General features: G+C 69.2%; 14 protein-coding genes. 12 read left to right on the plus strand and 2 right to left on the minus strand.

Annotated elements, in window-relative coordinates:
* Positions 1-5 precede the first annotated feature (5 nt).
* Complete coding sequence (locus FV234_RS05625; RefSeq protein ID WP_238270934.1) at positions 6-656, plus strand: HAD hydrolase-like protein; 651 nt, start codon at positions 6-8, stop codon at positions 654-656.
* Positions 657-731: 75 nt separating this feature from the next.
* On the opposite strand, the gene bamE is transcribed toward FV234_RS05625, so the two are convergent.
* Positions 732-1,229: an outer membrane protein assembly factor BamE gene (gene bamE / locus FV234_RS05630; protein WP_147753187.1), complete on the minus strand. Its 498-nt coding sequence runs from the start codon at positions 1,227-1,229 to the stop codon at positions 732-734.
* 224 nt (positions 1,230-1,453) lie between these two features.
* Between bamE and FV234_RS05635 the strand changes: the two genes are divergently transcribed.
* The 11 genes from FV234_RS05635 (at position 1,454) to FV234_RS05685 (ending at position 12,118) form a co-directional block, all read left to right on the plus strand.
* The gene (locus FV234_RS05635; RefSeq protein ID WP_147828334.1) at positions 1,454-2,014 is read left to right on the plus strand and encodes a ubiquinol-cytochrome C chaperone family protein; all 561 of its coding nucleotides are present in this window, start codon (positions 1,454-1,456) and stop codon (positions 2,012-2,014) included.
* On the plus strand, positions 2,011-2,514 hold the full coding sequence (locus FV234_RS05640) for a DUF177 domain-containing protein (protein ID WP_147828335.1): 504 nt from the start codon (positions 2,011-2,013) through the stop codon (positions 2,512-2,514). The genes FV234_RS05635 and FV234_RS05640 overlap by 4 nt, the downstream gene beginning before the upstream one ends.
* A 129-nt stretch (positions 2,515-2,643) precedes the next feature.
* The gene (plsX, locus tag FV234_RS05645) at positions 2,644-3,678 is read left to right on the plus strand and encodes a phosphate acyltransferase PlsX (protein WP_147753190.1); all 1,035 of its coding nucleotides are present in this window, start codon (positions 2,644-2,646) and stop codon (positions 3,676-3,678) included.
* A gap of 130 nt (positions 3,679-3,808) precedes the next feature.
* A complete protein-coding gene (locus FV234_RS05650) occupies positions 3,809-4,786 on the plus strand; it encodes a beta-ketoacyl-ACP synthase III (protein WP_147828336.1) in 978 nt (325 codons plus the stop codon).
* A 119-nt stretch (positions 4,787-4,905) separates the two neighbouring features.
* A complete protein-coding gene (locus FV234_RS05655) occupies positions 4,906-5,223 on the plus strand; it encodes an integration host factor subunit alpha (RefSeq protein WP_147828337.1) in 318 nt (105 codons plus the stop codon).
* Positions 5,224-5,279: 56 nt separating this feature from the next.
* Positions 5,280-5,771 (plus strand): MerR family transcriptional regulator, encoded by a 492-nt coding sequence (locus tag FV234_RS05660; RefSeq protein ID WP_147828338.1) that lies wholly within the window; start codon positions 5,280-5,282, stop codon positions 5,769-5,771.
* A 68-nt stretch (positions 5,772-5,839) separates the two neighbouring features.
* Positions 5,840-6,259 (plus strand): hypothetical protein, encoded by a 420-nt coding sequence (locus FV234_RS05665; RefSeq protein WP_238270925.1) that lies wholly within the window; start codon positions 5,840-5,842, stop codon positions 6,257-6,259.
* A gap of 140 nt (positions 6,260-6,399) precedes the next feature.
* On the plus strand, positions 6,400-6,870 hold the full coding sequence (locus tag FV234_RS05670; RefSeq protein ID WP_238270922.1) for a 4-aminobutyrate aminotransferase: 471 nt from the start codon (positions 6,400-6,402) through the stop codon (positions 6,868-6,870).
* Positions 6,871-7,099: 229 nt separating this feature from the next.
* Positions 7,100-9,052 (plus strand): PrkA family serine protein kinase, encoded by a 1,953-nt coding sequence (locus FV234_RS05675; protein WP_147828339.1) that lies wholly within the window; start codon positions 7,100-7,102, stop codon positions 9,050-9,052.
* Between the two features lie 101 nt (positions 9,053-9,153).
* Positions 9,154-10,455: a YeaH/YhbH family protein gene (locus FV234_RS05680; RefSeq protein ID WP_147828340.1), complete on the plus strand. Its 1,302-nt coding sequence runs from the start codon at positions 9,154-9,156 to the stop codon at positions 10,453-10,455.
* Between the two features lie 94 nt (positions 10,456-10,549).
* Positions 10,550-12,118: a SpoVR family protein gene (locus FV234_RS05685; RefSeq protein ID WP_147761771.1), complete on the plus strand. Its 1,569-nt coding sequence runs from the start codon at positions 10,550-10,552 to the stop codon at positions 12,116-12,118.
* Between the two features lie 355 nt (positions 12,119-12,473).
* On the opposite strand, the gene FV234_RS05695 is transcribed toward FV234_RS05685, so the two are convergent.
* A complete protein-coding gene (locus tag FV234_RS05695; RefSeq protein WP_147828341.1) occupies positions 12,474-13,778 on the minus strand; it encodes a leucine-rich repeat-containing protein kinase family protein in 1,305 nt (434 codons plus the stop codon).
* Positions 13,779-13,786: the final 8 nt, after the last annotated feature.

A 13,786-nucleotide genomic window follows, 5' to 3' on the forward strand; every position in this document is an offset into this window, starting at 1 on the left:
CGCGCGTGGCCCCAGGCGGCGGATACCGCCTCGTCGTCCTCGATTTCGATGGGACGCTCGCCGACACCTTCCCGTGGTTCTGCGGCGTGCTCGGCTCGGTGGCCGACCGCTACCGCTTTCGCCGGATCGCCGCGCACGAGGTCGACGAACTCCGCACACTTCCTGCGCGCGCGATCATGGCGCGGCTCGGCGTGCCGCGCTGGAAGCTGCCGCTGATCGCCCGCCACATGCACGGGCTCGCCGCGCGCGACGCCGCCGAGCTGCACCTGTTCCCGGGGATCGCGGAGGCGCTGGCGGGGCTGTCGGAGTCGGGGGTGGCGACGGCCGTGCTCAGCTCGAATACCGAGGCGAACGTCCGCCGCGTGCTCGGGACTGAGGTCGCCGGGCGGATCGACCGCTACGCCTGCGGCGCGTCGGTGTTCGGCAAGGCGCGGCGCCTGAGGGGCCTTTTGCGCCGGATGGGAATCGAGCCGGCCGGAGTGCTCTGCATCGGCGACGAGCTTCGCGATCTCGACGCCGCGCGGGCCGTGGGCTGCGCCTTCTGGGCGGTCGCGTGGGGCTACACCGACCCAGCGGCGCTGGCGGCGGCCGGCCCGGATCGCCTGCTCTCTGAGCCCGCGCAGCTCTTGGAGGCCGTCCTGCCCGCGCGGGGCTGATGAGCGATCAAGCGCTCCGTTCTTCCCTCCCCACAGAGGGGGGAGGGGGATACCGTCGGGCGTTTGCCCGACGCCTCACATGCCGCGCTGGGCGCCCGGGACCACGCTGGCGCCGTTGCCGGAGCCGAAGGGCTCGTACTTGGTCAGGCCCTTGAACAGCTGGCTGAGGAAGGCGCGGTCGGCGCCGCTCGTCGGCGTGGTGCGCTCGATGAAGTCGAACACCTTGCCGTCCTGCAGGCCGTACAGGGCCACGCGCTCGACCTTGAAGCCAGGGGTGAAGTACACCGCCGTGACCTTCTGGTCCTCGACCTGCTCGCCGAGGAACAGGACCGTGCGCGAGGTGTTCTGGGAGATATAGTACCAGGACTTGTTGCCGACGGTGGAGACCGTGGACGGCGTGCCGAGCGTCTGCAGCACCTGCTCCGGGCTCATGCCGGGCTTCACGGTCGCGAGCGCGGCCTGGTCGATCTGGTAGCCGTGGCGGAGTTCCTCGCCGATGCAGCCGGACAGGCCGAGGCCCAGCAGGCCGACGAGGCCGAGACGCGCGAGGGACGGAACGAGACGGCGCGACATCGGCCACCTTATGTTGCTGATGGGACGGGACGCCGCTAGGCACGCCGGAGCGCGACACCAGGGGCGGTCTGAGAGTGCTTGCACCTTGACCGTGGGTTGCCGTACCGCGGGGTTATGGCTTTGACAAGGCAAGCTCGGCCACAGGCCACAGCGCAGCGGAAGCGCGCCGGATCGTTCCGACGGGCCCCGTCCGGGGGTCGACCCATGGGGCCGAGGCGCACCGCATGATCGCCCGATTCTTTCGCCGCAACGACGCGCGGCGGCGGTCCATCGAGACCCTGCACATGCGCATCAACGCCGCCTCGCGGCAGCCCGGCCTCTATACCGGGCTCGGCGTGCCCGACGGCGTGGAGGGCCGCTTCGAGTCGCTGATCCTCCATGTCATCCTGGTGCTGCGCCGGCTGAACCGCCTGCCGGCGCCGGCGGCGGACGTGGCGCAGGACCTCGTCAACTCGGTCTTCCTCCAGCTCGACGCGTCGTTGCGCGAGCTCGGTGTCGGCGATTTCGGCGTGCCCAAGCGCATGAAGAAGCTCGGCGCCGCCTTCTACGGGCGGGCCGCCAACTACGATGCGGCGCTCGACGCGGGCGACGCCGACGCGCTCGCCACGGCGCTGTCTCGAAACGTGCTCGGCGGCGACGACGCGGGGGCGGCCTCGGGGCTGGCCGCCTACGTCCTCGCCGCCGACCGCGATTTGGCCGAGGCCGACCTCGACGCATTGCTCGGCGCCGGGCCGCCCTTTCCGCCCGCGGACGCCACCCCGACATCCAACCCGGAACACCGATGAGCGCGAGCGAGACCCCCCTGTCCCGATGGGTGAGCGTGGCGCGGCTGCCGCCGGGCCGCGGCGCCGTCACCGTCGAGGCGACGCCGGCGGAGTGCGCGGCCCTCGCCGCCGACTTCAAGATCCAGGCGATCCGCGACCTCGTCGGACGCTTCGCCGTCGCCGGGCCGACGAGCCGCCTCGTCGTCACCGGCACGGTCGAAGGCACCGTCACGTTGGTCTGCACGGTGAGCCTGGAGCCGTTCGAGACGAAGGTGTCGGAGCCGGTCGAGGTGGCGTTCACCGACACCGACCGCCTCGCCGGCACCGATGCCGAGGATGCCGACATCCCCGACCCGATCGTCGGCGGCCGGATCGACTTCGGTTTGCTGACCGCCGAGTTCCTGGCGCTCGGCATCGATCCCTACCCGCGCAAGCCCGGCGTGGTGTTCGAGGAGGTCCAGCTCGGCGAGGACGCCAAGCCCTTCGACGTCCTGCGCACCCTGCGCCTCGAGGAGCCCTGAGCGCCGCCCGGCGCGACGCCGCGCGAGAATTCGTTTGCCCGCCGGGGCGGGATCGCTATTTTCCGCCGCGCCGATCCCGGCCGTCGCCCCCGCGACGGCATCCCATCGAAGGCCGCGACAACCCCCCTCATGTCCCAACGCGTGCGCATCTCGCTCGACGCCATGGGCGGCGACCACGGACCGTCGACCGTCGTGCCTGGCGCCGCGATTGCCCGCGAGCGCCACCCCGAAACCACCTTCCTGATCTTCGGCGACGAGGCGGTGGTCGCCCCGCTCGTCGCCGCCGAGCCGCGCCTGAAGGGCGCCGTCGAGATCCGGCACACCACCTACGCCGTCGCCATGGACGACAAACCGAGCCAGGCGGTGCGCCAGGGCCGCGGCAAGTCGTCGATGTGGAAGGCGATCCAGGCGGTGAAGGACGGCGAGGCCGACGCCGCGGTGTCGGCTGGCAACACCGGTGCGCTGATGGCGATGTCGAAGATCTGCCTCAAGACCATGGCCGGCATCGAGCGCCCGGCCATCGCCTGCCTGTGGCCGACGGTGCGCGGCGAGAGCGTCGTGCTCGACGTCGGCGCCACCATCGGCACCGATGCCGAGCACCTCATCGAGATGGCGGTGATGGGCTCCGCCATGGCCCGCATCGTGTTCGACCTCGAGCGCCCGACGGTGGGCCTGCTCAACGTCGGCACCGAGGAGATGAAGGGCAACGAGGCAGTGAAGGAGGCCGCGCGCCTGCTGCGCGAGATCGACCTGCCGAACTTTGCCTATCACGGCTTCGTCGAGGGCAACGACCTCGGCCGCGGCACCGTCGACGTGGTGGTCACGGAAGGGTTCACGGGGAACATCGCCCTGAAGACCGCCGAAGGTACCGCCAAGCAGATCGGCACCTACCTGCGCTCGGCGATGACGCGGACGCTGTCGGCCAAGATCGGCGCGCTGTTCGCCCGCCAGGCGTTCCGTGCGCTGCGGGAGAAGATGAATCCGAGCCGGGCCAACGGCGGCGTGTTCCTCGGGCTCGAGGGCATCGTCATCAAGAGCCACGGCTCGGAGAACGCGCAAGGCTTCGCCGCGGCGGTGGACCTCGCCCACGACATGGCGCGCCACGACCTGATGCGCACGATCCGCGAGATGCTCGACCAGACGCCCACCCTCGCGCCGGCGTGAGCTTTTAGCCGGCGTCGACCTTTACGCCGATCCGGGACCCGGTTCGGCGGTTGAACGCGATGGAGATCGGAGCGATGCGGGTCTAGCAGCCGATGGTTGTGAAACGCGTTTCGCGACGGGAAGGAAACCGATGACAACCCTGCGTTCCGTCGTCGTCGGCACCGGCTCAGGGCTTCCTGCGCGGGTGGTGACCAACGCCGAACTCGCCGAGCGGGTCGAGACCTCGGACGAATGGATCGTCCAGCGCACCGGCATCCGGCAGCGATACCTGGCGGATGCCTCCGAGACCACCTCGGTGCTCGGCATCCGCGCGGCGCGCGCGGCCCTCGACGATGCCGGTCTGACCGGGGACGACATCGACCTCGTGATCTGCGCCACCTCGACGCCCGACCATACCTTTCCCTCCACCGCGACCCAGATCCAGGCGGCGCTCGGTATCCACGCGGGCGCGGCCTTCGACCTGCAGGCGGTGTGCGCCGGCTTCGTCTTCGCCGTCTCCACCGCGGACAAGTTTCTGGCGACGGGCGCCGCCCGGCGCGCGCTGGTCGTCGGCGCCGAGACCTTCTCGCGCATCGTCGACTGGGAGGACCGCACCACCTGCGTGCTGTTCGGCGACGGGGCCGGCGCGATCGTGCTGGAGGCGCAGGACGCGGCGGGCACGAACGCCGACCGGGGCGTGATCAGCGCGAGCCTGCGCTCGGACGGGCGCCACCGTGAAAAGCTCTACGTCGATGGCGGCCCGGGCTCGACCGGCACCACCGGCCAGCTCCGGATGGAGGGCAAGGAGGTGTTCCGCTTCGCCGTCGGCTCGGTGATGGACGTGATCGAGGACGCGCTGAAGATGGGGGGTGCGACGGCCGCCGACCTCGACTGGTTCGTGCCGCACCAGGCCAACAAACGCATCATCGAGGCCTCCGCCGACAAGCTCGGCATCCCGCGCGACAAGGTGGTGCTCACGGTCGACCGCCACGGCAACACCTCGGCCGCCTCGATTCCCCTGGCGCTGGACGTGGCCCGCCGGGACGGCCGCATCCGCCGGGGCGATCTCGTGATGATCGAGGCCATCGGCGGCGGCTTCAGCTGGGGCGCGGCGCTGATCCGCTGGTAGCCCGGAATTTCCCCAGCCGCGCCGGTTGACCCGGGCGGGACCGGGGATTAGCGTGGCAGATCATAGAGATACGTCGCAAACGACGGCTCTCGGCAAGAAAATTCGCGAGGGGTCGTGGCATGGCAGGCAAGACGGTGACGCGCGCCGATTTGAGCGAGGCCGTCTACCAGCAGGTCGGCCTCTCCCGCACCGAATCCGCGGCCCTCGTCGAGACGGTCCTGTCCGAGATCTGCTCCTGCTTGTCCGAGGGCGAGACCGTGAAGCTGTCCTCGTTCGGCTCCTTTGTGGTCCGCTCGAAGGGCAAGCGCGTCGGCCGCAACCCAAAGACCGGCGTCGAGGTGGCGATCGAGCCGCGGCAGGTGATGGTGTTCAAGCCCTCGAACGTGCTGAAGGCCCGGATCAACGGCCTGAACGGCGACGCCCACGCCGAGGACTGAACACGTCCGGCCCCGCCGACCGCACCCTCATCGCCGCCTCGTAGCCGGATCGAATCATGGCGCTCGCTGCCCTCACCGAGGATTCGGGACACGTCGACAAGGAACCGGGCGCGTTCCGGACGATCACCGAGGTGGCTGAATCCCTTGACGTGCCGCAGCACGTTCTGCGGTTCTGGGAGACGCGGTTCGGCCAGATCCGTCCGGTCAAGCGCGCGGGCGGCCGGCGCTACTACCGCCCCGGCGACGTCGCCCTCGTTGCGGGCATCCGCCACCTGCTCCACGTCCAGCGCTACACGATCGAGGGCGCGCAGCGCGTCCTCAAGGAGAACGGCGTCCGGTTCGTCCAGGCGGTCGGCCGCGGCGAGGCGGTGGCGGCCGCACCGGCGGTGCAGGAAGCCAGCCTCGCGGCGGCGCCCGCCGATGCGGCCAACATTGGCCGCACCCTCGATGGGGATACCATCGACCGTGACGCCTTGGCCGGCGCGCTGCAGGAGCTGTACGCCTGCCGCGACGCGCTGGCGGCCTTCCGCGCTCCGCCCGAGGCCTGAGCGCCGCCTGATCGCCCGGTGATTCGAGCTTCGGCGAACTTTGCGAGCCGATCCGCGTTGATCGGCGCATGAGCGCCACCCGCCGTTCGATGACGCCGACGCAGGAACTCATCGGCCGCGTGATGCGGATCGTGCGGACCTGCCCGGAAGCCGCCTCGGAAGTGCTGGAACTGATGTTTCTCGTCAGCCAGATCGAGGCCGCGACCCACGTCGACCGGGATTACCGCGATGCCCGGCGGGTGGTCAGCCGCCTGCGCAACCCGCTCTGGGAGATGGGACCGGCCGACAGGGCCGCGCTGCTGGCTGCGGCCGAGACGATCCGTCGGGTCTGCGGCCTCGACGAGGGCGACATCCCGGTCACCCCGACGTCGGATGCGGGCGAGCGTGCGCGGGTCGAGCGCAGCCTCGCGACCGCGCTCGAAGGCGAACTCGACGCCGCCCAGATCGCCCGCGTCACCGGCGTCGTGGCGGCCGCGCTCCAGCAATAATCGGCACCGCAGCCGCGTTCCCGGCCCTGGTCGTCGGCCTGCGGCCTCGACGCGCACACGAGGCGTCCCCACATCGACTCGGCCGGCACGTGGCCTCACGGCCCCGGATGCCGCGCCAAAAGACCTTCGGAGACACGCCCGTGAGCGCCTACCTGACCGCCCTTCGTCCTCTCCTCGCGCGCCCTGTCCTCGCGCTCGCCGCCGGCGGCCTGCTCCTCGCCGCGCCCGCCTTCGCGCAGACGACGATCACCAAGAGCGAGACCGTCGCCTCGGGCAAGACCGTGCGGATCGCCATCGTCCCGAACCTGAAGAAGGACTGCTCGGCCGGGCCGATGCCGGAGTTCAAGGTCTCGGGCGCGCCGAAGAACGGTGCCCTGATCACCAAGGTCGGCAAGCAGAAGACTCCCGCGTCCTATCGTTGCCCGAACAAGGAGACCGCAGTTCAGGGTCTGTTCTACCAACCGAAGGTTGGCTACACCGGAGCCGACGAGGTGACGTTCGAGATCAAAAATTCAGACGGCCAAGTCCAGACCCAGAACATCAAAATAACCGTCGAGGCCGCTTCGGCCAAGAAGGATGGCGATGCCAAGAAAGACAGCAGCGATCTCTGATCGCAGGCAGTCGAAACCTTTACGTGCATGTTTTTTCGGCCGGATCGTTCTTCGAGTCCGGCCGAGCCAACGAGGAGAAGCTTGACGGATGCCGCAATTCGGCCCGACAGGTGTTGCATTCGGCACACGCAGCGTCACCGCGTTCGCCGCACTGCGACAAATGCGGGTCTGTCGGTTGCGTTCGCGGCAGGACAGGATGAAGCTGTTGACGGTCTGAGAGGGTTATCGAATGCCGATGCATGCGACCAACGACCTTTTCCAGAGCTTCGCCCGCGGGTACGAAGCGCGCCGCGACACGGAGATGACGCTCTCCGAATTTCTTGAGGCGTGCCGCGACGAGCCGCTGATGTACGCGAGCGCTGCCGAGCGCATCCTCGACGCGATCGGCAAGCCGGAATTCATCGACACGTCGAAGGATGCCCGCCTCGGCCGCATCTTCATGAACCGGACGATCCGGACCTATCCCGCCTTCCATGAATTCTTCGGCATGGAGGAGACGATCGAGCGGATCGTCTCGTTCTTCCGCCACGCCGCGCAGGGACTGGAGGAGCGCAAGCAGATCCTCTACCTGCTCGGCCCGGTCGGCGGCGGCAAGTCTTCGCTGGCCGAGCGCCTCAAGGCGCTGATGGAGGTCCACCCGGTCTACGTGCTGAAGGCCGGCAACGAGGTCTCCCCGGTGTTCGAGAGCCCGCTCGGGCTGTTCGACCCCGAGACCATGGGCGCCGAGATCCAGAGCCGCTACGGCATCCCGCGCCGGCGCCTGACTGGGCTGATGAGCCCCTGGGCGCTGAAGCGCCTCGACGAGTTCGAGGGCGACATCTCGCAGTTCAAGGTGATCAAGGTCCGGCCGTCGCGCCTGCGCCAGATCGCCATCGCCAAGACCGAGCCCGGCGACGAGAACAACCAGGACATCTCCTCGCTGGTCGGCAAGGTCGACATCCGCCGCCTCGAGACGCTGTCGCAGGCGGACCCGGACGCCTACTCGTATTCGGGCGGCCTGAACCGCGCCAACCAGGGCGTCCTCGAGTTCGTCGAGATGTTCAAGGCGCCGATCAAGATGCTGCATCCGCTGCTGACGGCGACGCAGGAGGGCAACTACGTCGGCACCGAGAACATCGGTGCGATCCCCTTCACCGGCATCATCCTGGCGCACTCGAACGAGTCCGAGTGGCAGACCTTCAAGACCAACAAGAACAACGAAGCCTTCATCGACCGCATCTACGTGATCAAGGTGCCCTACTGCCTGCGCGTGCAGGAGGAGCAGCACATCTACGAGAAGCTGATCTCGAGCTCCGAGCTCTCGGAGGCGTCCTGCGCGCCGGGCACGTTCGAGATGCTGTCGCGGTTCTCGGTGCTGTCGCGGCTGCGCGAGCACGCCAACTCCAACGCGTTCTCGAAGATGCGGGTCTACGACGGCGAATCCCTGCGCGAGGTCGACCCCCGCGCCCGCTCGATGCAGGAATACAAGGATTCGGCCGGCGTCGACGAGGGCATGGACGGGATCTCGACCCGTTTCGCCTTCAAGGTGCTGGCCGCGACCTTCAACCACGACACCACCGAAGTCTCGGCCGACCCGGTCCACCTGATGTACGTGCTGGAGCAGAGCTTGCGCCGCGAGCAGCTCCCGCCCGAGACCGAGAAGCGCTACCTTGAATTCATCAAGGGCGAGCTGGCGCCGCGCTACGCCGAGTTCATCGGCCACGAGATCCAGAAGGCCTACCTAGAATCCTACCACGATTACGGCCAAAACCTGTTCGACCGCTACATCGACTATGCGGACGCCTGGATCGAGGACCAGGACTTCAAGGATTCCGAGACCGGGCAGCTGCTCAACCGCGAGCTGCTGAACCAGGAGCTGACGAAGATCGAGAAGCCGGCCGGCATCGCCAACCCGAAGGACTTCCGCAACGAGGTGGTGAAGTTCGCGCTGCGCTCGCGGGCGCAGCATGGGGGCCGCAACCCCTCTTGGACCTCCTACGAGAAGCTGCGCGAGGTCATCGAGCGGCGGATGTTCTCGCAAGTCGAGGAACTGCTGCCGGTGATCTCCTTCGGCTCGAAGAAGGACGGCGAGACCGAGAAGAAGCACGGCGAGTTCGTCGATCGGATGGTCGCGCGCGGCTACACCGAGCGGCAGGTGCGCCGCCTGGTCGAGTGGTACATGCGGGTGAAGCAGGCGGGGTGATCCGCCCCCTCGGGGGACGCGATCGGGATCCGCCGTGATTTCGGACGACCGGTCGGCGCGGAAGCGCCGCCGGATCTTGCGGGCGGGGATTTGATCACCGAATGCACATCGTCGACCGTCGATTGAATCCAGGGGGCAAGAGCCTCGCCAACCGGCAGCGCTTCCTCAGGCGGGTCAAGGACGTGGCCCAGCGGGCCGTGCGCGAGTCGGCGCGCGAGAAGGACATCAAGGACCTGGGCAAGGACGGCCGCGTCGCCGTGCCGGCCGACGGGGTGCGCGAGCCGCGCTTCTCCCGGCAGCCGGGCACCGGCCTCCAGGACCATATCCTGCCCGGCAACAAGACCTACGTGGAGGGCGACCGCATCGAGCGACCGCCAGGTGGCGGGGGCGGCCGCGGCTCCGGCGAAGGCGGCGACGGCGGCGAAAACAACGAGGACGCCTTCCGCTTCGTCCTGACCCGCGAGGAGTTCCTGGAGCTCTTCCTCGAAGACCTGGAGCTGCCCGACCTCGCCAAGCGCCGGCTCGCCGTGGTCGAGACGGAGGCGCTTCGCCGGGCGGGCTACACGGTGACCGGCTCGCCCGCCAACCTCGCGCTTACCCGGACGCTGCGCAACTCGATGTCGCGGCGCATCGCCCTCAAGCGGCCGAAGCCGGACGAGGTCGCGGCGCTTGAGGCGCGCATCGCCGAACTGCCCGCGGGCGACCCGGCGTTTCCCGGCCTCTCCGAGGCGCTGGCGGCCCTGCTCGAGCGTACGCGGCGCATCCCTTACGTCGATCCGATCGACCTGCGCTACCGCCGCTTCGAGCCCTATCCGCGCCCGGTGGCGCAGGCGGTGATGTTCTGCCTGATGGACGTGTCCGGCTCGATGACCGAGCATATGAAGGACCTGGCCAAGCGGTTCTACATTTTGCTGCACATCTTCCTCACACGCCGCTACCGGCACGTGGAGATCGTGTTCATCCGCCACACCGACCGGGCGACGGAGGTGGACGAGGAGACCTTCTTCGGCTCCCGCGAGACCGGCGGCACGCTGGTCTCCTCGGCACTTGTGGAGATGAAGCGCATCATCGCCGAGCGCTACTCGCCCGACGACTGGAACATCTACGCGGCCCAGGCGTCGGACGGCGACAACGTCTCCTCGGACGGCCCGACCTCGACCGACCTGCTGCGCGCCCACATCCTGCCGGCCTGCCAGCACTTCGCCTACCTTGAGGTGGGCGACGAGAACGGCCCGCGCGCCGGCTTCGTCGAGCACCGCACCACCCTGTGGCGGACCTACGAGGCCATTGCCAAAGCCGGCGGCCCGATCGCGATGCGCAAGGTCAACCACCGCCGCGAGATCTACGCGGTCTTCCGCGACCTGTTCGGCCGCAAGGACGCGCGGGCGGAGGCGGAGGGTTGATGCGCGCCGCGCCGCGTCCGTCCCTCCATCGCTGGAGAGGGGAATGCCCGTCCCGAGCCTATCCGGGACATCGTCCGATCGATCGGGAGGTTGCATGACACTCGTCGAGGCACGCACGCCCCAGACCATCTCCGGTGGCGCCAAGCCCCTCTTCACCGGCAACGACTGGGACTTCGACACCATCCGGCGCATCCACGACGCCTGCGAGGTCGAGGCGCGTGCGCTCGGGTTGTCGTGGTATCCGAACCAGATCGAAATCATCACCGCTGAGCAAATGCTTGACGCCTATGCTTCGATCGGCATGCCCTTGTTCTACAAACACTGGTCGTTCGGCAAGCACTTCGCCCAACACGAATCTGGCTATCGCCGCGGCATGATGGGTCTTGCCTACGAGATCGTCATCAACTCCGATCCGTGCATCTCCTATATCATGGAGGAGAACTCGGCGACGATGCAGACATTGGTTATTGCCCATGCTGCGTTCGGGCATAACCATTTTTTCAAGAACAACTATCTGTTCCGCCAGTGGACCGACGCCGAGGGCATCCTCGATTACCTCGACTTCGCCAAGACCTACATCTCGCGCTGCGAGGAGCGCTACGGGCACCAGGCCGTCGAGCAGGTGCTGGACGCCGCCCATGCCCTGATGAGCCAGGGGGTGCACCGCTACCCGCGCAAGAAGCGGCCGGACCTCGCCTCCGAGCAGCGGCGCGAGCGGGAGCGGGTCGAGCACGGCGAGCAGATCTACAACGACCTGTGGCGCACCCTGCCGGCCAAGGCCGGCGCCGCCCGCCCGGACCTCGCGATCGAGCGGCGCAAGGCGCTGCTCGAGCTGCCGCAGGAGAACATCCTCTACTTCCTGGAGAAGGCGGCGCCGCGCCTGCAGCGCTGGCAGCGCGAGATCCTGCGTATCGTCCGGCTGGTGGCGCAGTACTTCTACCCGCAGCGCCAGACCAAGGTGATGAACGAGGGCTGCGCCACCTATTGCCACTACCGGATCATGAACGCGCTCTCCGAGAAGGGCCTCATCGGCGAGGCGGCCTACCTCGAGTTCCTGCAGTCGCACACCAACGTCATCCGCCAGCCGAACTACGACGACCGGAGCTATAGCGGCCACAACCCCTACGCGATCGGCTTCGCGATGATGCAGGACATCGCCCGCATCGTGGAGCAGCCGACCGCAGAGGACCGGCAATGGTTCCCCGACATCGCCGGCACCGGCGACGGCATGGCGGTGCTGCGCGACTGCTGGGAGAACTACCGCGACGAGAGCTTCATCGCCCAGTTCCTGTCGCCGAAGCTGATGCGGGACATGCGCCTGTTCCACGTGGCCGACGACCCCGACCAGCCGGAACTGCACGTCGCCGCGATCCACGACGAGCGCGGCTACCGCAAGATGCGCCGGTCGTTCGCGCGCCAGTACGACGTGGCATGGCTCGATCCCGACATCGAGGTGGTGGACGTGGACCTCGAGGGCGACCGCCGCCTGATCCTCCACCACAAGGCGCTGAACAAGATCACCCTGCAGAAGGACGACGCCCGCCGCGTGCTGCAGCACCTCGCCGACCTCTGGGGCTACGACGTGGTGCTCAAGGAGATCGAGCCCGGCACCGGCACGGTGCTCGGCGAGCACCACGCGAGCGCACGGCCGATCTTCTTCTGAGATCGCCGACGCGCGAGGCGCAATCCGGTCGACCGTGAACCGCGGAGTTCCCCTCTCCCCGCGGGCGGGGAGAGGCCCGCACGGACCTCGTCGTCCGTGCGGGAGGCGAAGCCGAAGCGACGGTGAGGGGGAGGTGCCGAGTGAGGCTCCTCCGTTCGCGCCCCCTCACCTTCGGCTGCCGCCTCGCTTTGCCGACGACGAGGTCGGCAAAGTCCTCTCCCCCACCGAAGTCGGGCCTGCCCGACTTCGGCAGGCAGGTTCGGATCTCGGGCAAGCCCGAGATCCGTGCGGGGCGAGGGGATGCGCTGCCGCCGTCAGGACGCCCGGAAGTCCAAAGCAGCGCCGTCCCCACGCCTCACGACAGCGCGCGCAAAACTTCCGCCATCGCCGGGCGGGCGCCCACGTCGGCCTGGACGCAGGCCCGCTCCAGGTCGCGCAAGCCCGCCGCGTCCGAGAAATCCGCGTCCGACCGGTCCAGCGCTTCCCCGAGCAGCAGCCCGAAGGCGCGGACCTCGATCCGTTGCAGGGCGGCGCCGGCCGGGCCGTCCGGCAGCACCGAGGCGGCGCCGAAATCGCTGAGCGCCGCCGCGCCGGTGGCGGCGTCCCACAGGATGTTGTGGCCGTAGACGTCGCCGTGCAGCAGGCCGCGGGCGTGGAGGTGGGCGAGGCCGGCGGCGACGTCCCGGACGAGGCGCAGCAGCGCCGCCGGGGCGATGCGCAGCGCCGGGTCGTAGACGTCGCGGCTGCAGCTCGCGAGGCTCGGCGGCCCGGCGAGCACCCGCCAGCCCGGCGGCAGCAGCGGCATCACGAGGCCGTCGGCCCCGTCCGGATGGTCGGTGATCCGCCCAAGCGCCCCGGTGAGGTTTTGGTGCGCGCCGGCCGCGAGGCACGCCTCCATCTCGCGCTCGGGCAGGCCGTCGCTGGTCATCGCCCCCTTGAACAGCTTGAGCGCGACGGCCTGCTGCGTCGCCCCCGAACGCCAGAGCGCGCGGTGGACCCGGCCCGACGTGCCCTCGCCGAGAAGCGGGCCTAGATCGAGGTCGGCGAACGGGATCGCGGCCGCCGCGGAGCGGGGCGCGTCGCCCTCGAACGCGTTGCCGGCCCACGAGGTCCAGGCGAGGCCGGGCAGGGCGGTGAGCCAGGCGGGCAGGGCGTCGAGGCGGTTGGCCGCAAGCCGGATCAGCTCGAGGTTTTCGCAACCCGCCAGGCTGTCCGGGAGGGTGCGCAGGCGGTTGCCCGAGAGCATCAGCTTCTGCAGCCTCGGGCGCGCGCCGAGTTCGTCCGGCAGGTGCGCGATCCGGTTGTCGGTGAGCGTCAGCCAGCGCAGGCGCGGCGGCAGCGCCTCGCCCGGCACGTCCGTCAGCCCGCAGCCGCGAAACCCGACCTGGCTCAGCGCGGTGCAATTCCCCAGGCCCGGCGGAAGCTGCGAGACCGGGTTTCCGGAGCAGAACAACACCTCCAGCCGCTTGAGGCGGCCGAGATCGTCCGGGAGGGCGGAGAGCGCGTTGCCCGAGAGGTCGAGCAGCTCCAGCGTGTCGGCCAACCCGAAGATCTCGGGTGGAAACGCAGTCAGTCCGGCGGCCGGCAGGCGCAAGGTGCGGGCGCCCGCGAGGTCGCCGCGGCGGAGGGCGGCGAGGGTGTCGTGCGTCGCGTCCGGCATTCTCGGGA

The sequence above is a fragment of the Methylobacterium sp. WL8 genome (assembly GCF_008040045.1).
GTDB lineage: Bacteria > Pseudomonadota > Alphaproteobacteria > Rhizobiales > Beijerinckiaceae > Methylobacterium > Methylobacterium cerastii.

Coding starts and splice junctions, on each gene's coding strand:
- FV234_RS05695 (WP_147828341.1), bottom strand. CDS start 13,778: ATGCCGGACGCGACGCACGACACCCTCGCCGCCCTCCGCCGCGGCGAC.
- FV234_RS05635 (WP_147828334.1), top strand. CDS start 1,454: ATGATCGCCCGATTCTTTCGCCGCAACGACGCGCGGCGGCGGTCCATC.
- FV234_RS05640 (WP_147828335.1), top strand. CDS start 2,011: ATGAGCGCGAGCGAGACCCCCCTGTCCCGATGGGTGAGCGTGGCGCGG.
- FV234_RS05685 (WP_147761771.1), top strand. CDS start 10,550: ATGACACTCGTCGAGGCACGCACGCCCCAGACCATCTCCGGTGGCGCC.
- FV234_RS05650 (WP_147828336.1), top strand. CDS start 3,809: ATGACAACCCTGCGTTCCGTCGTCGTCGGCACCGGCTCAGGGCTTCCT.
- FV234_RS05675 (WP_147828339.1), top strand. CDS start 7,100: ATGCCGATGCATGCGACCAACGACCTTTTCCAGAGCTTCGCCCGCGGG.
- FV234_RS05655 (WP_147828337.1), top strand. CDS start 4,906: ATGGCAGGCAAGACGGTGACGCGCGCCGATTTGAGCGAGGCCGTCTAC.
- FV234_RS05680 (WP_147828340.1), top strand. CDS start 9,154: ATGCACATCGTCGACCGTCGATTGAATCCAGGGGGCAAGAGCCTCGCC.
- bamE (WP_147753187.1), bottom strand. CDS start 1,229: ATGTCGCGCCGTCTCGTTCCGTCCCTCGCGCGTCTCGGCCTCGTCGGC.
- FV234_RS05665 (WP_238270925.1), top strand. CDS start 5,840: ATGAGCGCCACCCGCCGTTCGATGACGCCGACGCAGGAACTCATCGGC.
- FV234_RS05660 (WP_147828338.1), top strand. CDS start 5,280: ATGGCGCTCGCTGCCCTCACCGAGGATTCGGGACACGTCGACAAGGAA.
- plsX (WP_147753190.1), top strand. CDS start 2,644: ATGTCCCAACGCGTGCGCATCTCGCTCGACGCCATGGGCGGCGACCAC.